The sequence below is a fragment of the Mesorhizobium sp. YM1C-6-2 genome (genome assembly GCF_003666685.1).
Lineage (GTDB): Bacteria > Pseudomonadota > Alphaproteobacteria > Rhizobiales > Rhizobiaceae > Mesorhizobium_K.
Genome location: NZ_RCIZ01000003.1, coordinates 530,893 through 553,158, shown reverse-complemented (window position 1 = coordinate 553,158; position 22,266 = coordinate 530,893). Strand labels below are relative to the sequence as shown.

At 64.4% G+C, this 22,266-nt stretch carries 26 protein-coding genes; 15 read left to right on the top strand and 11 right to left on the bottom strand.

Annotated elements, in window-relative coordinates; genetic code table 11:
* Positions 1–98 precede the first annotated feature (98 nt).
* On the bottom strand, positions 99–398 hold the full coding sequence (locus D8676_RS11470) for a hypothetical protein (protein ID WP_121580990.1): 300 nt from the start codon (positions 396–398) through the stop codon (positions 99–101).
* A gap of 174 nt (positions 399–572) precedes the next feature.
* Between D8676_RS11470 and D8676_RS11465 the strand changes: the two genes are divergently transcribed.
* The 4 genes from D8676_RS11465 to D8676_RS11455 all read left to right on the top strand — a co-directional run bounded on the left by D8676_RS11465 (position 573) and on the right by D8676_RS11455 (position 3,047).
* Positions 573–1,358 (top strand): glucose 1-dehydrogenase, encoded by a 786-nt coding sequence (locus tag D8676_RS11465; RefSeq protein ID WP_121580989.1) that lies wholly within the window; start codon positions 573–575, stop codon positions 1,356–1,358.
* 108 nt (positions 1,359–1,466) lie between these two features.
* A complete protein-coding gene (locus tag D8676_RS27275) occupies positions 1,467–1,640 on the top strand; it encodes a hypothetical protein (protein ID WP_183097060.1) in 174 nt (57 codons plus the stop codon).
* Between the two features lie 179 nt (positions 1,641–1,819).
* Positions 1,820–2,539, top strand: a complete 720-nt coding sequence (locus D8676_RS11460) for a YafY family protein (protein ID WP_121580988.1) — start codon at positions 1,820–1,822, stop codon at positions 2,537–2,539.
* A gap of 85 nt (positions 2,540–2,624) precedes the next feature.
* Positions 2,625–3,047, top strand: a complete 423-nt coding sequence (locus tag D8676_RS11455) for a GFA family protein (protein ID WP_121580987.1) — start codon at positions 2,625–2,627, stop codon at positions 3,045–3,047.
* Positions 3,048–3,126: 79 nt separating this feature from the next.
* Here D8676_RS11455 and D8676_RS11450 read toward each other — a convergent pair whose 3' ends face one another.
* Positions 3,127–3,822 carry a DUF1013 domain-containing protein gene (locus D8676_RS11450; RefSeq protein ID WP_121580986.1) on the bottom strand — a complete coding sequence of 232 codons (696 nt, stop codon included), beginning with the start codon at positions 3,820–3,822 and terminating at the stop codon, positions 3,127–3,129.
* A gap of 305 nt (positions 3,823–4,127) precedes the next feature.
* On the opposite strand from D8676_RS11450, the gene D8676_RS11445 reads away from it, so the two are divergent.
* Complete coding sequence (locus D8676_RS11445) at positions 4,128–6,326, top strand: esterase-like activity of phytase family protein (protein ID WP_121580985.1); 2,199 nt, start codon at positions 4,128–4,130, stop codon at positions 6,324–6,326.
* A 59-nt stretch (positions 6,327–6,385) separates the two neighbouring features.
* On the opposite strand, the gene D8676_RS11440 is transcribed toward D8676_RS11445, so the two are convergent.
* Positions 6,386–6,784, bottom strand: coding sequence for a Kazal-type serine protease inhibitor domain-containing protein (locus D8676_RS11440; RefSeq protein ID WP_121580984.1), 399 nt, complete (start codon positions 6,782–6,784; stop codon positions 6,386–6,388).
* Between the two features lie 384 nt (positions 6,785–7,168).
* On the opposite strand from D8676_RS11440, the gene D8676_RS11435 reads away from it, so the two are divergent.
* The 4 genes from D8676_RS11435 to D8676_RS11420 all read left to right on the top strand — a co-directional run bounded on the left by D8676_RS11435 (position 7,169) and on the right by D8676_RS11420 (position 9,144).
* Positions 7,169–7,381, top strand: coding sequence for a cold-shock protein (locus tag D8676_RS11435; protein WP_121580983.1), 213 nt, complete (start codon positions 7,169–7,171; stop codon positions 7,379–7,381).
* Positions 7,382–7,542: 161 nt separating this feature from the next.
* A complete protein-coding gene (locus tag D8676_RS11430; RefSeq protein WP_121580982.1) occupies positions 7,543–7,956 on the top strand; it encodes a hypothetical protein in 414 nt (137 codons plus the stop codon).
* Between the two features lie 395 nt (positions 7,957–8,351).
* Complete coding sequence (locus D8676_RS11425; protein WP_121581102.1) at positions 8,352–8,564, top strand: cold-shock protein; 213 nt, start codon at positions 8,352–8,354, stop codon at positions 8,562–8,564.
* A 175-nt stretch (positions 8,565–8,739) separates the two neighbouring features.
* Entirely contained in the window at positions 8,740–9,144 is a 405-nt protein-coding gene (locus D8676_RS11420; RefSeq protein ID WP_121580981.1) for a BA14K family protein, read from the top strand.
* Positions 9,145–9,206: 62 nt separating this feature from the next.
* Here D8676_RS11420 and D8676_RS11415 read toward each other — a convergent pair whose 3' ends face one another.
* Positions 9,207–9,848 (bottom strand): MBL fold metallo-hydrolase, encoded by a 642-nt coding sequence (locus tag D8676_RS11415; RefSeq protein WP_121580980.1) that lies wholly within the window; start codon positions 9,846–9,848, stop codon positions 9,207–9,209.
* Positions 9,849–9,938: 90 nt separating this feature from the next.
* The gene (locus D8676_RS11410; protein ID WP_121580979.1) at positions 9,939–10,427 is read right to left on the bottom strand and encodes an Lrp/AsnC family transcriptional regulator; all 489 of its coding nucleotides are present in this window, start codon (positions 10,425–10,427) and stop codon (positions 9,939–9,941) included.
* 125 nt (positions 10,428–10,552) lie between these two features.
* Between D8676_RS11410 and D8676_RS11405 the strand changes: the two genes are divergently transcribed.
* On the top strand, positions 10,553–11,545 hold the full coding sequence (locus tag D8676_RS11405; RefSeq protein ID WP_183097059.1) for a pyridoxal-phosphate dependent enzyme: 993 nt from the start codon (positions 10,553–10,555) through the stop codon (positions 11,543–11,545).
* Positions 11,546–11,622: 77 nt separating this feature from the next.
* On the opposite strand, the gene D8676_RS11400 is transcribed toward D8676_RS11405, so the two are convergent.
* A complete protein-coding gene (locus D8676_RS11400) occupies positions 11,623–11,907 on the bottom strand; it encodes a hypothetical protein (RefSeq protein ID WP_121580977.1) in 285 nt (94 codons plus the stop codon).
* Positions 11,908–12,050: 143 nt separating this feature from the next.
* Positions 12,051–12,944 (bottom strand): branched-chain amino acid aminotransferase, encoded by an 894-nt coding sequence (locus D8676_RS11395; RefSeq protein WP_121580976.1) that lies wholly within the window; start codon positions 12,942–12,944, stop codon positions 12,051–12,053.
* A 250-nt stretch (positions 12,945–13,194) separates the two neighbouring features.
* Between D8676_RS11395 and D8676_RS11390 the strand changes: the two genes are divergently transcribed.
* Together D8676_RS11390 and D8676_RS11385 are read left to right on the top strand one after the other, a co-directional pair.
* Complete coding sequence (locus D8676_RS11390) at positions 13,195–13,734, top strand: MarR family transcriptional regulator (protein ID WP_121580975.1); 540 nt, start codon at positions 13,195–13,197, stop codon at positions 13,732–13,734.
* Positions 13,721–14,440: a response regulator transcription factor gene (locus tag D8676_RS11385; RefSeq protein ID WP_121580974.1), complete on the top strand. Its 720-nt coding sequence runs from the start codon at positions 13,721–13,723 to the stop codon at positions 14,438–14,440. The genes D8676_RS11390 and D8676_RS11385 overlap by 14 nt, the downstream gene beginning before the upstream one ends.
* A gap of 25 nt (positions 14,441–14,465) precedes the next feature.
* Here the strand turns inward: D8676_RS11385 and cls are convergent, their stop codons facing one another.
* Positions 14,466–15,905, bottom strand: a complete 1,440-nt coding sequence (gene cls, locus D8676_RS11380; RefSeq protein WP_121580973.1) for a cardiolipin synthase — start codon at positions 15,903–15,905, stop codon at positions 14,466–14,468.
* Positions 15,906–16,211: 306 nt separating this feature from the next.
* On the opposite strand from cls, the gene D8676_RS11375 reads away from it, so the two are divergent.
* From D8676_RS11375 to D8676_RS11365, 3 genes are all read left to right on the top strand, one after another.
* The gene (locus tag D8676_RS11375; protein WP_245426749.1) at positions 16,212–17,507 is read left to right on the top strand and encodes an ATP-binding protein; all 1,296 of its coding nucleotides are present in this window, start codon (positions 16,212–16,214) and stop codon (positions 17,505–17,507) included.
* Between the two features lie 157 nt (positions 17,508–17,664).
* Positions 17,665–19,464: an NAD(P)/FAD-dependent oxidoreductase gene (locus D8676_RS11370; protein WP_121580971.1), complete on the top strand. Its 1,800-nt coding sequence runs from the start codon at positions 17,665–17,667 to the stop codon at positions 19,462–19,464.
* A 176-nt stretch (positions 19,465–19,640) separates the two neighbouring features.
* A complete protein-coding gene (locus tag D8676_RS11365; protein WP_121581101.1) occupies positions 19,641–20,648 on the top strand; it encodes a glycosyltransferase family 1 protein in 1,008 nt (335 codons plus the stop codon).
* Here the strand turns inward: D8676_RS11365 and D8676_RS11360 are convergent.
* The 3 genes from D8676_RS11360 to D8676_RS11350 form a co-directional block, all read right to left on the bottom strand.
* On the bottom strand, positions 20,645–21,004 hold the full coding sequence (locus D8676_RS11360) for a tRNA-binding protein (RefSeq protein WP_121580970.1): 360 nt from the start codon (positions 21,002–21,004) through the stop codon (positions 20,645–20,647). The two genes, D8676_RS11365 and D8676_RS11360, sit on opposite strands and share 4 nt — an antisense overlap.
* A 7-nt stretch (positions 21,005–21,011) precedes the next feature.
* On the bottom strand, positions 21,012–21,512 hold the full coding sequence (locus D8676_RS11355; RefSeq protein WP_121580969.1) for a YbjN domain-containing protein: 501 nt from the start codon (positions 21,510–21,512) through the stop codon (positions 21,012–21,014).
* A 313-nt stretch (positions 21,513–21,825) separates the two neighbouring features.
* Positions 21,826–22,140, bottom strand: coding sequence for an accessory factor UbiK family protein (locus tag D8676_RS11350; protein ID WP_121580968.1), 315 nt, complete (start codon positions 22,138–22,140; stop codon positions 21,826–21,828).
* Positions 22,141–22,266: the final 126 nt, after the last annotated feature.

Below are 22,266 nucleotides of genomic sequence, written 5' to 3'. Positions count from 1 at the left end.
CGGCGGCACCGCAGGGAGCATAGCGCCCTCGACCCGCCGCCTTCGGTAGGATTTTTTGCTCCGCGGCAGGGCGCGCAGCCCGCTCCGCCGAAGGTGCATCAACTCCGGTGGAGCCGAAGCGGCGAGCTCTTCGTCCGCGCGATCACGCCCTTTGCCTCGAGGTCGAGCTGGACCGCCTTCATCCACCAGCCTGACTTCGCCCCGCCCGGAAACAGATCCTCCGGCAGATGCGCCACAACCCTGTCCTGCACCTCGGCGACCGTCAGGCCGGGCGATGCCTTGGGCAATACGGCGAGTACCGCCTTCTTCATCGCCTCGTATTTGGCGGGATCAGCGGAATAGGTCTTCCCGGGCTGCAGGACATTCTCGATCCTGATCTTTGCGGCGGGCTTGCTCATGCTGGTTTCTCCTCTCTTGCCTCCAGAGGACGTGCGGCCTGCGTCGGTACCGACAGGCGCTTGGCGGTTTTTCGGCTCGCCGCCGCTGGCCCTTCCGGTTGACCTTCCTGTCCCTTGCCGCCAGCATCCGTGGCTGGAATGCCGGGAAACAGGCAGAACGACAGGAAAACTCCCATGAATCTCAGCGGCAAGGCGACCATCGTGACCGGCGGCGCGGGCGGCATCGGCTATGCGATCGCTGAACGTTTCACGACCGAAGGCGCAAAAGTCATGATTGCCGACGTCGATGAAGCCCGCGGCGCAAAAGCCGCCGCGACCCTTTCGGAGCGTGGCGAGGTGAAATTCCACAGGACCAATGTCGCCAGTCGGGCAGATGTCGAAGGCATGGTCGCGGCCGCGATCGAGGCATTTGGCAGGATCGACGTGCTGGTCAACAATGCCGGCATCGTTCACGCCGCCGATTTCCTCGACCTCACGGAGGAGGATTTCGACCGCGTGCTCGGCGTCAACCTGAAGGGCTCCTTCCTAGCCGGCCAGGCAGTGGCGCGCCACATGGTCGAGCGCGTCAAGGCAGGCGAAAAGCCCGGCGCGATCGTCAACATGTCGTCGGTCAACGCCGTCTTCGCAATCGCCAACCAGGTGCCCTATTCGATCTCCAAGGGCGGCATCAGCCAACTGACAAAGGTGATGTCGCTGGGCCTCGCGCCCTATGGCATCCGCGTCAATGCAATCGGCCCGGGCTCGATCAGGACCGATATGCTGGCCAGCGTGAACGACGATCCGGCGGCAAAGAACCGCCTGCTTTCGCGCACTCCGCTCGGCCGCATCGGAGAACCCGCCGAAATCGCCGCAATTGCGGCCTTTCTGGCCTCGGACGAGGCGAGCTACGTCACCGGCCAGACCATATATGCCGACGGCGGGCGCCTGCCCCTGAACTATGTCGTGCCGGTGAAAAGCTGAGTTTTCCGCGGTTCCCGAAAACCACCCGAAACCGGCCGTCCGACTCCTGACGGACCGCTGTCAGGAGGGGTGTGCGATAGTGCCTCCATCAAGCAAGGAGGATTCGTCATGACCCCGATCGCACCGAAGCTCTATCATACCGTCCGCCGCTATGCCGGCAGGTTGAAGGCTGCGCATGAAGAGTTCCGCATGGCGCACTTCATGTATTCGCTGCCGGAAGACCTGCGCAAGGACATCGGCTGGCCCGACTTCAACGGCGGCCGCTGCACGCGCGGACGCTGATCCGGCCGCCCGGATGAAGCCGTCAATGTTCCGGTTTCGCGCGCCCGCGGACACGTCTATGCTGAAGGCTCCTGACAATATGCTGTCAGGAGCCTTGTGGCAGTTTGCGCGCCCCGGAACGGCCGAGCGCACCGTCAGGACGGTGTCGCAGGCACAGCATACGACAGCAGGAGCGAACCATGCGGCGAGCGGATCGGCTATTCCAGATCGTCCAGCATTTCCGGGGTGGCCGGCTGGTCACCGCGCAGAAACTGGGCGAATGGCTCGAGGTTTCCGAGCGGACCATCTACCGCGACATCGCGGATTTGCAGTCGACCGGCGTGCCGATCGATGGGGAAGCCGGCGTCGGCTACATGATGAGGGAGGGTTTCGACCTTCCGCCGCTGATGTTCACGCGTGACGAGATCGTCGCGCTGGTCGCCGGCGCCCGCATGGTCAGGGCCTTCGGCGGCGCCACCATGGCGCGCGCGGCGGAAGAAGCGCTGGTCAAGATCGGCGCGGTTCTGCCCGACGCCGAGAAGGACCGCATCGCCCGCACCGAGATCCACGCGCCGATGTGGGTGGTGAGCGACGCCGACCGCGCCCATATCGACCGTATCGAGCGTGCGGTCGAGAAGCGCGAGGTGCTGACGCTCGACTATCGCGACGAGGCAGGCCGGCCCTCCGCCCGCGACGTGCGCCCGCTCGGCCTGTGGTTCTGGGGCAAGGTCTGGACGCTGGTCGCCTGGTGCGAGATGCGCTCGGATTTCCGCGCCTTCCGCATCGACCGCATCGCGACCATCATGCCGACGGGACGCAACTACAAGCCAGAGCGCGGCAAGCAGCTCGCTGACTTCTACCGCTCCATGGAACGCGGCGAACGGGCCGGCGACACTCCAGGCCGCGCCAGCGGATACTGACTGTCTATTCCCCGCGGTGACCGGCGACCCATTGCTTGCCGAGCGGCGCTCAGCCTTGAGTTCCTAGCCGAAGGAGTTCTCGCCGATGGACATGGATATCGAGGAGATCGACGGCGCGTGCCATTGCGGCGCGGTTCGCCTGCGCGTGCGGCTGGCGGACGGGTTGCGCTCGGCCCGCCGCTGCAATTGCTCCTACTGCCGAATGCGCGGCGCTGTCGCCGTCACTGCCCGGCTCGGAGATGTCGATGTGGTCTCAGGTCGCGAAGCGCTCACCACCTACCAGTTCAACACCGGCACGGCGAAGCACTATTTCTGCTCGAAATGCGGCATCTACACCCATCACCAGCGCCGCTCGAATCCGAACGAATACGGCGTGAACGTCGCCATCCTCGAGGGCTTGAGTCCCTTCGACTTCGCCGAGATCCTCGTCACCGATGGCGTCAACCATCCTTCCGACGGAGCGCCGCCGCGCATCGCCGGCAGACTCAGCTTCGTGGCCGCCGGCTAGGACCCGGCAGCGGGCGCGCAAACCCGGATCAACAAAAAGGCCCGCTTTCGCGGGCCTTTTGAATGCTCAGTACAGAAAACTATTTTTCGTCTTCTTCTTCGGTCTGCGTACCCTTCAGCGCCGAAAGCTTGGCGAAGACCGCGTCCGCGTCGAGCTCGGCGTCCTCCGACTTCTGAGCCGGCTGTTCCGGCTGCAGCCGCTCGGTGAGCGCCGCCGGCAGCAGCGTGTCGCCGGTAGGCGGCGCCTGCTCGCGGCCCTTGGAGGCGCGGTTCACCTCGAGGTCGAGGTCGATCTGCGAGCACAGCCCAAGCGTCACCGGGTCCATCGGCACCAGGTTGGAAGCGTTCCAGTGCCGACGCTCACGGATCTGCTCGATGGTCGACTTGGTCGTGCCGACCAGCCGCGAGATCTGAGCGTCCTTGAGTTCCGGGTGGTTGCGCACCAGCCAGAGGATCGCGTTCGGCCGGTCCTGGCGCTTCGACAGCGGCGTGTAGCGCGGCGCCTTGCGCTTGGATTCCGGCACGCGGACCTTCGGCTCGGAAAGATGCAGGCGATAGTTCTGGTCGGCTTCGCCCTTCTTGATCTCGTCGCGCGTGAGCTGGCCGGTGATGATCGGGTCCATGCCCTTGATGCCCTGCGCGGATTCGCCGTCGGCGATCGCCTTCACCTCGAGCGGATGCAGGCCGCAGAACTGGGCGATCTGGTCGAAGGAGAGCGCGGTGTTGTCGACCAGCCAGACCGCGGTCGCCTTGGGCATCAGAAGCGTATTTGCCATTGATAAAATCCTCTCGTTCGCCCGCGTCCCTTTCGCGGGCGGTGGTCAGACCACCGAATTTTTGGGAAAATCGCGGCGTATATAGCGATCTTCGCCATTGTGAGCAAGGATTCATTGCCTGGTGGGACCCGCCCGACCGCCGGCGAGACTATCGAAAAATGCGGGAAACCGCTGCCTGGAGTGCTGCCATCACCGCCATATCGACGGTGTCCGGCGCATGTCACGGAATTGTCATTCCATCGTCATCGGGCTGAAATCTACCGGTTCCAAAGCATGGCCGCTTCATTCATGAGGGAGACGCCGCCATGCACCGCAAATCGCCACTATTCGCTCTGACCGCAGCCCTGGCTGCCTCCGTTTCGCTGCCCGCACACGCCGAGATGATGTTCAACCGCATCGCGAGCTTCGCGGTGGCGGACAATCTGCCCGCCGATATCGAGAAAGCCACGCCCACCTCCTCCGAGATCATCACCGCGAGCGAGGACGGCAACACGCTGGTCTATTCCGACAGCCCGCTCGGTGCGGTCGGCTTCATCGACATCACCGATCCGAAGGCCCCCAAGGCGGGCGGCATCGTCAAGATCGAAGGCGAGCCGACTTCGGTTGTCGTCGCCGGGGGCAAGGTGCTGGCAGCAGTCAACACCTCCGAAAGCTACACAAGTCCATCGGGCAATCTCACGGTGATCGATCTCGCATCGAAGGCGATCGAGAATTCCTGCGATCTTGGCGGCCAGCCCGACTCGGTCGCACTCAGCAGCGACAAGAGCTTCCTCGCCGTCGCCATCGAGAACGAGCGCGACGAGGACGTGAACGACGGCGCCATCCCGCAGATGCCGTCCGGCAATCTGAAGATCGTCCCGCTCGCCGATGGCGTGCCGGACTGCGCCGCGATCAGGACCGTCGAGCTCAACGGCCTCGCCGCGATCGTTCCTGAAGACGCCGAGCCGGAATTCGTCGACATCAACGGCCAGGGCGAGATCGTCGTCACGCTGCAGGAGAACAACCACATCGCCATTGTCGACGGCAAGACCGGCAATGTCGTCTCGCACTTCCCCGCCGGCGCCGTCACGCTCGACAAGGTGGACACCAAGAAGGACGGCAAGCTCTCCTTCACCGGTACTCAGGAGAATGTGCTGCGCGAACCGGACTCGGCCAAATGGCTTGACGACAACCGCTTCGTCGTCGCCAACGAGGGCGACTGGAAGGGCGGCGCGCGCGGCTTCACCATCTTCTCAAAGACTGGCGAGGTGCTCTACGAATCCGGGCCGTCCTTCGAATACGAAGTGGCGAACCTCGGCCACTATCCGGAGCACCGCAACAAGAAGGGCGTCGAGCCGGAAGGCCTCGCCACCGGAACCTTCGGCGACGACAGGCTGATCTTCGTCGGCTCGGAGCGCGGCTTGCTGGTCGGCGTCTACAAGGACAGCGGCGCAGAGCCTGAGTTCATCCAGGCGCTGCCCTCTGGCATCGGTCCGGAGGGCCTGATCGCCATCCCCTCGCGCAACCTCTTCGTAACCGCCAACGAGACAGACCTCGTCGAGGATGGCCTCGCTCGCTCGCATGTCATGATCTTCGAGCGCGGCGAAGGCCCGGCGGCCTACCCGATGATTGCCGCCGGGCTGACCGACGAAGGCACGCCGCTCGGCTGGGGCGCCCTCTCGGCGCTCGCTGCGGCCGACGAGGCCGGCAAGCTCTTCGCCGCGTCCGACTCCGCCTATTCCGGCCAGCCCTCGATCTTCATGATCGACGCCACGCAGACGCCTGCGCTTATCACCGGCAAGATCGTTGTCACCCGCAACGGCGATCCCGCCCAGAAGCTAGACATCGAAGGCCTGGTCGGCGATGGCGAAGGCGGCTTCTGGCTCGCCAACGAGGGCGACGCGGCAAAGCTCGTCCCGCATGCGCTCATCCATGTCGACGACAAGGGACGGATCAAGGAGGAGGTCAGCCTGCCCGTCGAACTGCTCGCCGGCCAGACCCGCTTCGGCCTGGAAGGCATCACCACGACAGGCGAAGGCGACGACCTCACCCTGGTCATGGCCGTGCAGCGCGAATGGGGCGACGACCCGAAGGGTCAGACCAAGCTGCTCGCCTACAAACCCGGGACCGAGGAATGGTCGGCGGTGCGTTATCCGCTCGAAGCGACCGAAACCGGCTGGATCGGTCTCTCCGAGATCACCGCCCATGACGGCAAGCTCTATGTCATCGAGCGCGATAATCTGATCGGCGCCGAGGCCAAGGTGAAGCGCGTCTATGCGGTATCGCTGGATGGTTTCAAGCCAGCTGCCCTGGGCGGTGAGCTGCCGGTTGTCGAGAAGACGCTTGCGCGCGACCTGATGGCCGATCTCAAGTCGGCCGCCAACGGCTATGTCGTCGACAAGGTCGAGGGTTTCGCCATCGACGGGAACGGCGACGCCTACGTCGTCACCGACAATGACGGCGTCGACAATTCCTCCGGCGAGACGCTGTTCATTCGTCTCGGCAACATCAGCGCCGTGAACTGACACTGCATGATGCAGGTTCCGTCTCCCCGTTTCGGGGGAGACGGAATGCCGTGGTCAGATCAGCACGGCCTGTTGCGGACTATGCGCCAACCTTCCGCGTCGGCCTGGCAGGCATTGCCGAAGGTCCGGAAGTTGCCGCGGCGCGTTGCGCAAACCGGCCGGTACTCCATGGTGCAGGCACGCGGTCGGTCATCACGCCGGCTGCACTCGCCACGGTGGAGGATGCGGAAGCCGGCGCGGTCGGCAAGGCAGGGATTTGCGAAAGTGCGCTCCTCGCCATGGCGGCGCGCGCAGACCGGCTGGAACTCGCGTGTGCAGAAGCCGGACCCTTGCCCGGGGCCTGGCCACGGCCCGGGGCCCGGTCGGTGTCCGTCCTCGACGGCGACCGTACAGGCCGACAGCACGATCAGGCCGGCAAGCATCGCCGCGAGGCCCTGCAGATAGGTTGCAAAACGCATCGATTCTCCTCCGTATCCACCCGCCCCCGGCGCAGTTGCCGGCTCCGATCCTCCCCGGCAAATCTGCCGATTGCAAGCCCATCCGCATGACATCGTTCCCTCCCGCGGAGGGCCGATGAAGCTGCCTCGGACGACAACTCCAGGTGCGACATCTTGTCAGAACCGCGGTTCCGTGCCATAAAAACCGCCGTTCGGGCGTTTGCTGACCCGGAGACTGGAACGTTTGATCGACCCTTTCCCCGAAGCTGTGAATATCTGACGGCCCCGCTTTGGCGGGGGGCAATTCGTGCGTGAATGCATGACCGCCAAGACACAATCGGACCTGCCCGCCGGGCGAAGCGGCGGATCAGGGACCAGACAAGCAACGGGCGAAGGAGTTCTCCCATGTCCCAGACCGGTACCGTAAAGTTCTTCAACACGACCAAAGGTTTTGGCTTCATCACGCCTGACGGCGGCGCGAAGGATGTGTTCGTGCACATCTCGGCGATCGAGGCTTCAGGCCTGCGCACGCTCGTCGACGGCCAGAAGGTCACCTTCGACGTCGAGCCCGATCGCATGGGCAAGGGCCCGAAGGCGGTCAACCTGCGCGCCGAGTGAAATCATCATGCCGCCATCGGCGGCATGAGCGATATCTGAGGGCATGGCGCGAGCGCCATGCCCTTTTCTTATAGTCCCGACTTCGTCGAGCACCGGGTTCCAAGCCGCAACGGGTTGGGACCCGCTTTTTTCGGGCAATCAACCCTGGAGAGGGAACGCGAATGAAATCAATCGGATATGTCGGCGCGGCGCTGCTCGCACTGGGCATCGGCACGGGAACCGCCGCGGCGCTGCCGCAGGCGCCGGTTACGGAGGGAGATGGCCTCGTCACCAGGGTCCAGGTCGACTGCCACCGCGACGTGCGCCGTCATTACCTACCCGAATACGGCCGCAGGGTCTGGCACCGGCATCGGCAGTCGAACTGCAGGGTGATCCTCGCCGACCCGGATTTCGACGACCGCCCGCGGGATTGCCACCGCGACGTGCGCCGTCACTACCTGCCCGAATATGGTCGCAGCCTCTATCACAAGCATGTCGGCGAATATTGCAGGGTCAGGGTTTACCATCCGCGCGACGATGGATACCGCGGCGGAAACTGCATGCGGATCGGCCCGATCACCGTCTGCGAAGACTAGAAAATCGTCCGAAAAGGCCGCCGCGCTTTTGGGCGCATCCGAAGTTCGGACAAAGAGATGGGGCGGCGAGGCGATGCCGCTGCCGCCCTCGTCGTCCCGATGTTTCCGCGCAAGCAAATGCTGCTGCGGGGGCTCTGCGCAAGGAGCCGGCAGCTTTGGCTGAAATAAGTTTCCACTTGCCCGTGGCCTAAAAAAAAGGAACAATTTGGCTTCGGGCATTTGCCGGCCCGGAGACGGTAGGGGACTGCGCCCGGCAAATAGGGGTTCCGGGCGTACCGCGGCAAGAGGATAGAATATCCCACGCGGAACAACCTCTTTTTCCTGCGGCAAACGCCGAGCCAGTCTGGATGAGGGGTCCGGCTGGCAAGCATGAATATGGGATAGAGGAGTTTCCCATGCCGCAGACCGGCACAGTCAAGTTCTTCAACCACGCAAAGGGCTTCGGCTTCATCACGCCGGAAGGCGGAGAGAAAGACGTATTCGTCCATATTTCAGCGGTGCAGGCTTCTGGCCTTCCCGGGCTCGAGGACGGACAGAAAGTCAGTTTCGACACCGAACCGGACAAGCGGGGCAAGGGCCCGAAAGCGGTGAATCTCACCGTACTCTGATCTCCGCGACGCCCGCCGTCTCACGGCCGGCGTTTGGAAGGACTGCGCAAGGACAACGCTCCTTGCGTTGCTGCGCCGTCCTGCCGGCGTTCAGCCAGCGTTCATCGCCACCGCCCTATTCTCTTCGCAATGACCAGCTCTGCTTTCGAGGCGGGCCGGCGCGAAGGAGACGAAGATGAACCGATATCTCAAGACGGCGGTCCTGTCGGCTGCTGTCGCCGCCACGACGCTGGCAACCCTGCCCGCCGCCAATGCCGGCGACCGCTACTGGCGGCACCGGCATTACGATCGCCACTATTCCAACAGCGGCGACCTGGTGGCTGCAGGCGTGCTTGGCCTCGCGGCAGGCGCCCTCGCGGTCGGCCTCACCTCACGGTCCGAGCCGGTCTACTACGACCCGCCCTACCGCGAGCCCGTGCGCGCGTATCCAAGAAGGGTGTATGACGAATACGCCGGCGGCTTCGAGCCGTGGAGCGCGGAATGGTACGATTACTGCTCCAACCGCTACCGCAGCTTCAACCCGCGTTCCGGCACCTTCGTCGGCTATGACGGGCAGGAGCGCTTCTGCGTCGCCAACTGATTGCCGGCACCATATCGCGCGGCGCGGGCCCGAAAGGCTCGCGCCGCTTCTCTTTTCGGCCGTCAGACGAGAAAGGGATTGCTGCGGCGCTCTTCGCCGAAACGGCCGCCCGGTCCGTGGCCGCAGATGAAGCCGATCTCGTCGCCGAGCGGCAGCAGCTTTTCCTTGATCGAGCGGATGAGCGCTTGATGGTCGCCGCCCGGCAGATCGGTGCGCCCGATCGAGCCGTGGAACAGCACGTCGCCGACATGCGCGAACTGGGCGGCGCGGTTGTAGTACACGACATGGCCCGGCGCATGGCCGGGGCAATGCAGCACCTCGAACACATGCCCTCCGAACGACACCGTGTCGCCCTCGACGAGGAACCGGTCGGGGACGCAGTTGCGCACCGCGTCGGCCACGCCGAAGCGCTTCGCCTGGTTTTCGATGTTGTCGAGCAGCGGCTTGTCGGCCTCGTGCGGGCCGATGATCTCGACGCCGAGCGCTTCCTTCAATTCCATGGCGCCGCCGGCGTGGTCGATATGGCCATGCGTCAGCCAGATCGCCGTCGGCTTGATGCTGTTCTTCTCAAGCACAGCGAGGATCTGGTCGACATCGCCGCCGGGATCGACCACCACGCCGGTCCTGTCGTCCGTGTCGAACAGGATCGTGCAGTTCTGCTGGAACGGGGTGACCGGAACTATGCCGGCATTGAGTTCGCCCATGACCACCTTGCCTCGTCTGTCGTGTCGGCTGTCACATAGAGGCGGTCAACTGCCGCGTCCACCCACGCGATGCGCGTGGGCTGCGACCACTCAGTCAGCGTCCCCAGCCAGCATCGGCACGAACAGCGAATGCTTCAGCCTGTTGAGCGCGACGCTGCTGCGGAATTCGCGGATGACTTCGTTCTCGTCCATCATCCGCCGGGTGAATCGCTCGTAGCTTTCGAGGTCCGGCGCGGTGACCACCAGGACGAAATCGGTATCGCCGGTGACGCCCCAGGCCGATTGCACCTCCTGCGCAGCCACGAGCCAGCGCATCAGCCCTTCCGTCAATGCCGACCGCTCGCGTTCCAGCATCAGCTCGACGATGACGGTGACCCGGTTGCCGGCCGCTTTCGGATCGAGAACGACGGATTCCCCGGCGATCACGCCAGTTTCGCGCAGGCGCACAATGCGGCGCTGGACCGCCGAGGCGGACAATCCGACCTGTTCCGCAAGCGCCTCCATCTTGACCCTTGCATCGCGCTGCAGCGCGTCAAGCAGGATGCGATCGGTGGAATCGAGGGTGGCCTTAATAATCATAAGAACTCGCGTGAGAGGGCGCGATTGCGCAACAAAAAGGCGGCAAACGATCGAAAGACGCCGCCCGGCCGCGCATCAAGGAGGCTACAACAGCGTCATCCCAGACACCACCGCGGAGCAACGCCGTGACCACGCCAATAATAGAAGCCGACATCGCCGGAGCCCGCGCCCTCATCGACCCCGTCTTCCTCGACTCGCCGCTGGTGCAACAGGAGACCATCGACGAACAGCTCGGCTGCAAGGTCGCGCTGAAGGTCGAGACGCTGAACCCGATACGCTCGTTCAAGGGACGCGGCACCGAAGCGCTGATGGCTTCGCTGCACAGCAAGCCCGCGCATGTGGTCACCACGTCCAGCGGCAATTTCGGCCAGGGCGTTGCCCGCGCGGCGACCAGGCGCGGCATCCGCTCGACGATCTTTTCAGCGGACGACATCAACCCAGGCAAGCTGGCCGCGATGCAACGGCTTGGCGCCGAGGTGCGGCTGGTGCCGGTCGGCGAGGATTTCAAGGCGGCGGCGCGGCAGGCAGCGGTCGCGATGGGCGCGTTCTACATCGAGGACGGCGACCATCCGGAAATCGCCGCGGGGGCCGGCACGATCGGCATGGAGATCATCAGGCAAGCCGGGGTGCTCGACGCGGTGCTGGTGCAGATCGGCGATGGGGCGCTGATCACCGGTATCGGGTCCTGGATCAAGGCAACCTCGCCGGGTACCCGGGTGATCGGCGTGACGGCGAAAAGCGCTCCGGCGATGCGTAAGTCGCTCGCCCAGCGCAAACCGGTGAGCGCCACGCCACGGACGATCGCTGACGGCATGGCGATCGACACGCCGATCGCGTCGTCCATCAACGCCGTCGCGGCGGTTATCGACGACATCATCGAGGTCGAAGAGGATGCGCTGGTCGACGCGATGGCATTGCTGCTGCGGGAAGCGAGTCTGGTGGCCGAACCCTCCGGCGCGGCAGGTGTTGCCGCTATCCTGCGCAATGGAGAGATGTTTCGCACCCTCAAGGTCGCGACGATCATCACCGGCGGCAATACAAGGCCCGAATTGCTGGCGGAAGCGGCAGCGCGGGCCAAAAAGCGGGTGCATGGAGACAAACCGGAGATCGTCGCCTAGCGGGCACGGAAGCCGCGTCGCTGCAAAAACGAAACGGGCGGCACAAGGCCGCCCGTTCGGAACCGGGTGGCCGCCGGCTACGCCTTCTTCATCGCGCCCATGACCGCACCGACGATCGCCGTCAGGATGGCGCCGCCGCCGACGCCGCCCACCGCATCGCCGAGCATTCCGCCAAGCGCGCCGGCGGTGGCGGGGTCACCCATCAGGCTTCCCAGGATCTGGCCGCCGGCCAGACCGCCGACCGCGCCGCTGAGGATCTTGGGCAACTGGCCCATGGCCGCGTTTTTGAGCGCCGCGCCCACCGCCTGGCCGCCGATGACGCCGGTGATCACCTGCACAATGATCGGAAGAAGAGTTTCCATCTGTGTTTCCCTCCAAGGAAGCCGACCTCGTACGAATCGGCTCGTCAATCAGACGCCCATTCCAGCGAAAGTCAAACAGAGATGCCGTAAAGGAAACAGGCGGCCGTTGGCCGCCTGCAATCCGCTGCGTCCGAAGGAAAAACCTATTCGGCTGCGATCGCGTGCTTCGGCTGCACTTCGGCCGAATAGTCGTTCATCAGCGTCTCGGCGATCTTGCCGACCGTGAACTTGTACGGACCGATCTCGGAGACCGGGGTCACCTCGGCGGCGGTGCCGGTCAGGAAGCACTGTTCAAAGCCTTCCATCTCCTCCGGCATGATCGCCCGTTCGATGACCTCGATGCCGCGCCGCTTGGCGAGGTCGATCGCGGTGCGGCGGGTGATGCCGTCGAGGAAGCAGTCGGGCTTCGGCGTGTGGATCTTGCCGTCCTTGACGAAGAACACGTTGGCGCCGGTCGCCTCGGCGATCTGGCCGCGCCAGTCGTACATCAGCGCGTCGGCATAGCCCTTCGCTTCCGCCGCATGCTTGGAGATGGTGCAGATCATGTAGAGGCCGGCGGCCTTCGATTTCGACGGCGCCGTGCGCGGATCGGGCCGGCGGTACTCGGCGATGTCGAGGCGGATGCCCTTCAGCTTCTGCGCCGGGTCGAAGTAGCTCGGCCACTGCCAGATGGCGATCGCGCAATTGATGCGGTTGTTCTGCGCCGACACGCCCATCTGCTCGCTGCCGCGCCAGGCGATCGGGCGCACATAGGCGTCCTTGAAGCCCTGCTTCTTGAGCAGCTCGCGGCACGCATCGTCGAGCTCGGCCACGCTGTAGGGAATCTTGAAGCCGAGGATGCGGGCGGATTCGTGCAGTCGCTCGGTGTGCTCGGTGAGCTTGAATATCTCGCCGCCATAGGCGCGCTCGCCTTCGAACACGGCGCTGGCATAGTGAAGCCCGTGCGTCAGAACGTGAACCTTAGCGTCGGCCCAGTTGACGAATTCGCCGTTCATCCAGATGAACCCGTCGAGCTTGTCGAAGGAAACGGATGCCATAGGGTAAAACCTCCCGTGGGACGGCGCCCACTCTGTCGTTGATCTATCGATTCCAGCCGGGCACATAGCTCAAATGCGAGGCCAAACCTAGGCGCATAGGGACTTGAAGGCAAATTGAAGGAAGTTCCGGAAAAACCGGAGCTGGCTTGCCTTTTCGTTCGCAATCCGCCGAAAAGCTTGGCAAAAATTATCATTGGGCCAAAACTATGTCAACAGTGCTGACGTATTTTTGGAGAGCACAGGATTCGGAATGGCTGACGGCGGCGCCGAAAAACCCATCAGGACAGCCATCACAAGCGATGACGGGATCGATCTTTCGATCATCGAGCTGTTCTTTTTCGCCTATCGGGACTTCACCTCGGACCCGGACCAGATCCTTGCCGACTATGGTTTCGGCCGCGCGCACCATCGCGTTCTGCACTTCGTCAACCGCATGCCCGGCCTGACGGTGGCGGAACTCCTCGACGTGCTGAAGATCACCAAGCAGAGCCTCGCGCGGGTGCTCAAGCAGCTGATCGACACCGGCCATATCGTCCAGGTCCAGGGTCCGCGCGACCGCAGGCAGCGCGAACTGTACCCGACGGCCAAGGGCCGCGCGCTGGCGCTTGCCCTCGCAAGGCCACAGTCGCGCCGCATCCATGATGCATTGGAAGGGGCGAGCGCCGGGGACCGATCGGCGGTTGAGCGGTTCCTGAAGGCGATGGTCAACCCGGAACTCAGGACGCAGATCGACAATCTGCCGGCGAACGGCGCCGGAAAAATCGCAGGAAAAGGCAATGGAGACCAGTGACAGGACGAACCTCCCGGCAGCACCGGGCGACGACGCGCCGCATCTGCTGGTCGTCGACGACGACACCCGCATCCGCAACCTTCTGAAGCAGTACCTCACCGAGAACGGTTTTCGCGTGACGGTGGCCGGCAACGCCGCCGAGGCGCGCCGCAGGCTGGAAGGGCTCGACTTCGATCTCCTCGTCATCGACGTCATGATGCCCGGCGAGAACGGCGTCGACCTGACGAAGGCGCTGCGCGCGCAGAAGGACGTGCCGATCCTGATGCTGACGGCGCTGTCGGAGACCGACAGCCGCATCGCCGGCCTGGAGGCGGGCGCCGACGACTATCTGCCGAAACCCTTCGATCCGCGCGAGCTCATCCTGCGCATCAACAACATACTGCGCCGCGGCGGGCCGGCCGCCACGCCGAAGGTCGAGCAGCTGGTTTTCGGTCCCTACACCTTCCAGATCGCGCGCCGCGAGCTCAAGCGCGGCGGCGAGCCACTGAAGCTCACCGACCGCGAGCAGGAAATCCTGGCGATCTTCGCCGGCCGCGCCGGCGAGACGATCCCCCGCCACGAGCTCGTCGCCGGCGAATCCGACGTCGGCGAACGCACCATCGACGTCCAGATCAACCGGCTGCGCCGCAAGATCGAACGCGATCCGTCCAACCCGGTCTGGCTGCAGACGGTGCGCGGCATCGGCTACCGGCTGAGCATCGAATAGCCGGCTAAGTAGTCGCCGTTCCCGGTCAGAACAGCGGGCCGAGGATGGCCGCCGTGTTGTTCACCAGCCGGCGCGGCATCGACCAGCGCGCGACCTGACCGACGGTTATCTCCTTCGACCGTTCGATATATTCGCGCTGGCGGGTGCGCATGGCTTCGGTCAGGTCGGGATCGTGGACGAGGATGTTGTTCTCGTAGTTCAGCTCGAGGCTGCGGCGATCCATGTTGGCGGAGCCGATCAGCAGCAGCTCGCCGTCGATCGTCAGTGACTTGGTGTGTAGCAGACCGCCCTCATATTCGTAGATCTTCACGCCGGCGGCGAGCAGGTCGGCGTAATAGCTGCGGCTCGCCCAGCCGACGATCCAGGAATCGTTGCGCGCCGGGAAGATGATGGTCGTGTCGACGCCGCGATAGGCGCTGGCGCAGAGCGCGGTCTGCAGCGAGTCGTCCGGAACGTAGTAGGGCGTGGTGACCACGATCTCCCGGCGGGCGGCGAACAGCAGCGACTGGAACACCTCCTGCATGGCCGAATAGCGCACCGTCGGCCCGGTGCCGATGACTTGGGCTGGCATGTCGCTTGCGCCGCGCGCCACGGGTGGCTTCAGCAGGTCGCCGAGATCCTCCCTGACCCCCGCCATCCAGTCGCCGGCGAAAAGCAGCTGGTTCTGATGCGCGATCGGGCCTTCGAAGCGCACCATGGCGTCCACCCACGGCGCATAACGCGCCTTGACCAGGAATTCGGGATCGGCGCAGTTCTGGCTGCCGCAATAGGTGATCGTGCCGTCGATGACGACGATCTTGCGATGGTTCCTGAGATCGATGCGGCTGGTCAGCATCCTGAGCAGCGGGTTGCCGACCGCCAGCCCGCTCGCCACCTTGATGCCGGCCTCGCGCATTGTCTGCCAGTGCGGCGAGCGCACCAGCGACCGCGATCCGATGTCATCGACCATGGCGCGGCACGTGACCCCGCGCGCCGCGGCCCGCTTCAGCGCCTCGATCACCTTGCAGCCATTGTTGTCGGCCAGCCAGATGTAGAAGAGCAGGTGGACGTGATCCTTCGAGGCGTCGATGTCGGCGACCATGGCGTCGATCGCCGCATTGGAATCCGCCAGCAGCCGGCCGGTGTTTCCCCCGACCGGCCAGAAGCCGCTCACCGAACGGCCGAGCCGGAAGAGGTTCCGGAACTTCTCCGGAACGATCTCGTCGCTCCCCTCGCCGACATATTTCGGCAATTGCGCCAGCACCGCCCGCACGCGCGCCACGCGGCGCCTGCCGATATTCACCTCGCCAAGCAAGAGATAGGCGACGATACCGACCAGCGGCAGGGCTCCCACCACCACCAGCCAGGCGATGCGCGAGGCCGGCACCCGGTTCGGCCTGAGCAGGATCCGCGCCATCACGGCCAGCGTCAGGGCGATGCTGAGCCCGGGGTAGATGCTGAGCCAATCGTGATCGAGAATGAGCATTTAAAAGCTTGACCGGAACCATCGCAGCGGAATCGGCCGGCATTTGCGCATAGTTTGGCCCGAAAGACACTAGATCCGTTCGTGATAGCGGACGGAACCGGGCTGAAGGTTTCCGAACCGTCCCATGTGCCCTAGAATGACGCGACGGCCGACGAGTGGCCCACAGCAGACGGGAGAACGATGGCGACCACCGAGGCAGAGGCCGAGCGCCGGCAGCAGGGCAGCCGTGTCATCACCCGGGTTCGCCATGCCGCGGGCTTCGTTTCGTCGCGCTGGAACCGTTTCTGGCGAGTGGTCGGCGTCTACATGCCGAAGCGGCTCTATGCCCGCTCGCTGCTCATCGTCATCACCCCGATGATCCTGCTGCAGTCGGTGGTGACGCTGGTCTTCATGGAACGCCACTGGCAGCAGGTCACGCAGCGCCTGTCGACGGCGACGACCCGCGACCTTGCCGCGATCGTCGACATGATCGAAACCTATCCCGGCGACGCGGACTATTCGAACGTCATCCGCATCGCGCAGGAACGCCTGTCGATGAAGATCGACATATTGCCACCCGAACCGCTGCCGCCGCCGGGCCGCAAGCCGTTCTTCTCCATCCTCGACCAGATCCTCTCCGCCCAGATCACCAAGCAGATCAACCGGCCGTTCTGGATCGACACGGTCGGCGATTCCGACGTGCTCGAGGTCCGCATCCAGCTCGAGGGCAAGGTGCTGCGCGCCTTCATCCGGCGCAGCCAGGCCTACGCTTCGAATACGCATATCTTCATCGTCTGGATGGTCGGCACGTCGCTCGTGCTTTTGATGATCGCCATCCCTTTCCTGCGCAACCAGATCAAGCCGATCCTCAAGCTCGCCGAGGCGGCGGAGAGTTTTGGCAAGGGCCGGCCGATGCCGCCCGACTTCCGGCCGCGCGGCGCCGAGGAGGTGCGGCGCGCCGGCCTCGCCTTCATCCAGATGCGCGAGCGCATCGAGCGGCAGATCGAGCAGCGCACGGCGATGCTGTCCGGCGTCAGCCACGACCTCAGAACCATCCTCACCCGTTTCAAGCTGCAGCTGGCGCTCTCCGGATCGAAGCCCGACCGCGAGTCGCTCAACCGCGACATCGACGACATGCAGTCGATGCTGGAAGGCTATCTCGACTTCGCCCGCGGCGAGGCCGCGGAAGATCCCGGCCGCTTCGACCTCGCCGGCTATTTCGAGACGCTTGCCGAGGAGGCCAAGCTCCGCAAGCGCGCCGTGACGACGTCGCTGACCGGCGACCCGACGATCCACGTCCGTCCGAAGGCTTTCACCCGCCTGCTTTCCAACATCGTCGGCAACGCGCTGCGCTACGCCAGGAACGTCAAGGTGGAAGCGATCCACACGAAGGGCTCGCTCACCGTCCTCATCGACGACGACGGCCCTGGCATTCCCCCGGAGAGCCGCGAGGAAGTCTTCAAGCCTTTCGTGCGGCTGGACGAAGCCCGCAACCTCGATGCAAGCGGCACCGGGCTCGGGCTTTCCATCGCCCGCGACATCGCCCGCAGCCATGGCGGCGACATCACGCTGGACGACAGCCCGATGGGCGGCCTGCGGGTGATCGTCCGCGTTCCAGCCTAGACCGGAATTTTCACTCGGGCCGGCCGCTCCTCCATCTGTGATGGCGCCATCGTCAACATCTGTCTGGCGCAGACGACAGTCTTTGCCGATACTGACCAGGCGCGCGCTGTCCGGGAGGAGCCGGGAAGCGGGCAATATCCAGGGCCTTGGAGGAAACATGCTCGAAAAGACCGCGAACGGGAAATTGTCCGAATTCCTAGACCGCTTCGGCGGCACGCTTGCGGCGCGCGACATCGATGCAGCGCTGGGCCTGTTTCAGGACGACTGTTATTGGCGTGACCTCGTGACGTTCACTTGGAACATCAAGACGCTCGAAGGCAAGGACGACATCCGGGGCATGCTGGAAAGCCAGCTCGACGCCACCAAACCTTCCGGCTGGGCTGTCGCGGCGGGCGAGGATGCCACCGAAAAGAATGGTTTGCTTGAGGGCTGGTTCACCTTCGAAACCGGGGTGGCGCGTGGCTTCGGCCACATAAGGCTGAAGAACGGCCTGATCTGGACCCTGCTCACCACCATGGTCGAACTCAAGGGCCATGAAGAGCCGCTCGGTACTGCACGTCCTCTTGGCGTCCCGCATCGTTCCGCGATGGATGCCGTGAGCTGGAGGGAGGAGCGCGAGGCGGAGGCCGCCGAACTCGGCCGTTCGCGGCAGCCCTATTGCCTCATCATCGGCGGCGGCCAGGGCGCCATCGGGCTCGGCGCGCGTCTCAGGCAGCTCGGCGTGCCGACGATCATCGTCGAAAAGAACGAGCGTCCCGGAGACAGCTGGCGCAAGCGCTACAAGTCGCTCTGCCTGCATGATCCGGTCTGGTACGACCATATGCCCTATCTGCCGTTTCCGCCGAATTGGCCGGTGTTTTCACCCAAGGACAAGATCGGCGACTGGCTCGAAATGTACGCCAAGGTCATGGAACTCAACTACTGGGGTTCGACCGAAGCGAAGAGCGCCACCTACGACGAAAAGAAAGGCGAATGGACTGTCGTCGTCGACAGGGCCGGCGAGACGGTCACGCTGTGGCCGAAACAACTGGTCTTTGCTACCGGCATGGCCAGCAAGCCTGTCGTCCCTGAATTCCCGGGTCAGGATATCTTCAAGGGCGACCTGCACCATTCCTCGCGGCATCCGGGGCCGGACGGCTATGCGGGGAAGCGCGCCGTAGTGATCGGCTCGAACACGTCGGCCCACGACATCTGCGCGGCACTTTGGTCGGCCGGCGCCGATGTGACGATGGTCCAGCGCTCGGCCACCCATGTCATCCGGTCCGAGCCGCTGACCGAGCTTGCCACCGGCATTCTCTACTCGGAAAAGGCGCTGGCCGCCGGGATCACCACCGAAAGGGCCGATCTCATCTCGGCGTCGGTCCCCTACAGGCTGATGGCTGAGTTCCAGAAGCCGATCTACGACAATATCCGCGCGCTGGACGCCGACTTCTATACCGCGCTCGAGGGAAGCGGCTTCCTGCTCGATTGGGGCGACGACGAATCCGGCCTGTTCATGAAATACATGCGCCGCGGCTCGGGCTATTACATCGACGTCGGCGCCAGCCAGATGATCATCGACGGCAAGATCAAGCTGAAGGTCGGCCAGGTCGACCATTTGACCGAGACATCGGTTGTCCTGGCCGATGGCACCGCCCTGCCCGCCGACCTGGTCGTCTATGCCACCGGCTTCGGCTCGATGAACGGCTGGGTCGCAGAACTGGTCAGCCAGGAAGTCGCCGACCGCGTCGGCAGGGTCTGGGGACTGGGCTCGGGCACCACCAAGGACCCCGGGCCGTGGGAGGGCGAACCGCGCAACATGTGGAAGCCGACCCAGCAGGAAAGCTTGTGGTTCCACGGCGGCAACCTGCACCAGTCGCGCCACAATTCGCTGTTTCTGGCCCTGCAGCTGAAGGCGCGCATGGAGGGCATCCCGACACCGGTCTACGGGCTTCAGGAGGTCCATCACCTGAACTGATCCGGCAGGTCATCGACCTTGGCGTTTGGCGACGACATCGATTCATGCGGCTGTCATGAAACGATGGTCAAAGGCGCGGCATGCGTCATGCCCGAATCAGCGCCGATGCAGGCTCGTTTTACGAGGCCCCCGACGGCCTCGCGGCAGCGCGCCGCGACGGCCCGAAGCGCATCCTCATGGTCACCGACGCCTGGCGGCCGCAGGTCAACGGCGTCGTCCACACGCTGGAGCGGCTGACCGAGACGCTGAAGGCGTTTGGCGTCGAGGTGCGGTTCCTGACGCCGAACCTCTTCCGGACGCTGCCGATGCCGACCTATCCCGACATCAGGCTGGCGCTGACCACGCCGGGCCACGTGCGCAAGCTGATCGAGGACAGCAAGGCAGACCACATCCACATCGTCACCGAGGGGCCGCTCGGCCTGATGGCGCGGCGTTTCTGCCTGAACGAGAAGCAGCCCTTCACCACCAGCTATCACACGCGCTTTCCGGAATATGTCACGGCGCGCCTGCCGATTCCGGAAGACTGGACCTATGGCTGGCTGAGGAACTTCCACAATTCCGGCCAGGGCACGATGGTGGCGACACAATCGATGGCGCGTGACCTCGAGGCGCGCGGCTTCGACAAGCTGCAGCCCTGGACCCGCGGCGTCGATGTCGAGCACTTCAATCCGGACAAGCGTGGCGAGCTCGATTTCCCCAGGCCGGTCTTCCTCTGCGTCGGCCGCGTCGCCGTGGAGAAAAACCTCCCGGCCTTCCTCGATCTCGACCTGCCCGGCAGCAAGCTGATCGTCGGCGAGGGGCCGGAATTCGCCAGGCTGAAGGCGAGATATCCTGACGCCCATTTCCTTGGCCACAGGCCTAACAACGAGCTCGCCCGCATCTACGCCTCGGCCGACGTCTTCGTCTTCCCGAGCCGCACCGACACGTTCGGCAATGTGATCATCGAGGCGCTGGCGAGCGGCACGCCGGTGGCCGGCTTCCCGGTCACCGGGCCGATCGACATCGTCGGCGACGGCATCGGCGGCGCCGTCTCGGAAGATTTGCGGCAGGCGGCCCTTGACGCGCTCGATATCGACCGCGCCACGGCGCGTGAGCGCGCGATGCGCTACACCTGGACCGCCTGCGCGGAGATGTACATGGACAATATCCGCGCCGCGCGGGCGTCGGTGCCTGCGGCGACCTAGAACAGTCGGCCGCCGTCGGGCACCTTGCGTTCGATCGCGCCAAGCACGACGTCGCCCGCTTCGTCGGGGAAACCGAGCGTCAGCACCTCGGACATGAACGGCCCGATCTGCCGCGGCGGGAAGTTGACCACCGCGAAGACCTGACGGCCGACCAGCGTCTCCGGCGAATAATATTTGGTGATCTGCGCGGAGGACTTCTTCACGCCGATCGGCGCGCCGAAGTCGATCTTCAGCTTGAAGGCCGGCTTGCGCGCCTCGGGGAACGGCTCGGCCTCGACGATCGTGCCGGCGCGGATGTCGACTCGGTCGAAATCCGCGAAGCTGATCTCCGGCTTCTTCTCTGGTCCTGAACTCATGATGCGATCAGGCGTTGCCCTGCGTTTCGAAGAGCACGCTGGAGAGCGCGTCCTTTGCTGAGGTGCCGGACCAGACAACGAACTGGAAGGACTGGAAGTAGCACTCGCAGGCCTCCAGCGCCGAAGAGAGCAGCACCTCGACCTGCTGGCTGGTCGGCTCGGCGCCGCCGGCAAGCAGGAGCGACTGGCGGAACATGATCGCGCCTTCCTGCTCCCACAGATCGAAATGCCCGAACAGCATCTGTTCGTTGATCAGCGACAACAGCCGCATCACCTCGAGCGTGCGAGCCTCCGGCACCTTGATGTCGAAGGCGCAGGCGAGGTGCAGCGCCTCGAAATCCTCCATCCAGGAGAAAGAGACGTGATAGTCGGTCCAGTTGCCGGCGACCGAGATGGAGATCTCGTCGTCGCCGGTCCGTTCGAAGGCCCAGTCGTTGCTGTGCGCCACCTGCTCGATCACATCCACAGGGTGGATCTCGCGGGCGATATCGAGTTCGATCAGTTCCATGCAAATGCTTCCTGTCGTTGCGGGAGCGCCCAGGCGCTCCGCCAGAGGGCACACACGACGAACAAATTCTTCGAACTCAGGCTGGCAGGACGCAACGACCCCCTCTGCCGGGCCCCACTACCGGCGCACGACCCGTTTCCGAATCATGCAACAAATTCAGTGTATTGATGCCGAGTCGCGTGACCAGCCCCTTTTTACCGCAGCGCGGCGCAAGGGTGTGGAAACCGGTCGCAGGAAAGAGCCACGCACGTCCGTTAAGCGATTCAGGAGACAACGCTTTTCGCGGCCGGGCTTTGTGGAAAAGGTTAACGAATTATTTTTTTGCGCGAGGCTTGGCAGGAGCCTCGGCGGTGGCTTCGGCAGGCTTTTCGCCGGAAAGTTCGGCGATCCTCGCCTCCAGCGCGGCGATGCGGGTGGCTAGCGCCTTGTTCTCCGCCCGCGCCTTCACGGCCATCTCGCGCATAGCCTCGAACTCTTCGCGCTGCACCATGTCCATCGAATTCATGACCTTCTCGGCTTGTGCCTTGAAGGCGGTTTCCACCTCGCGGCGGACCCCCTGCGCGGCGCCCGCGGCGTCCGTCAGCAGCTTGGCGAATTCGTCGAGAATGCGGTTCGGACCGTTGGACATGGCAGATCTCCTGGCGCCCTCAGATTTGACCTAGTGGTGTGCAGCCAGGATTGCAAGCGCCGGCACGGCCACCTTCGCCTTGACCCGACCAAAGCGCTGCCGCATGGTCCGCGCCGATTGACGAGC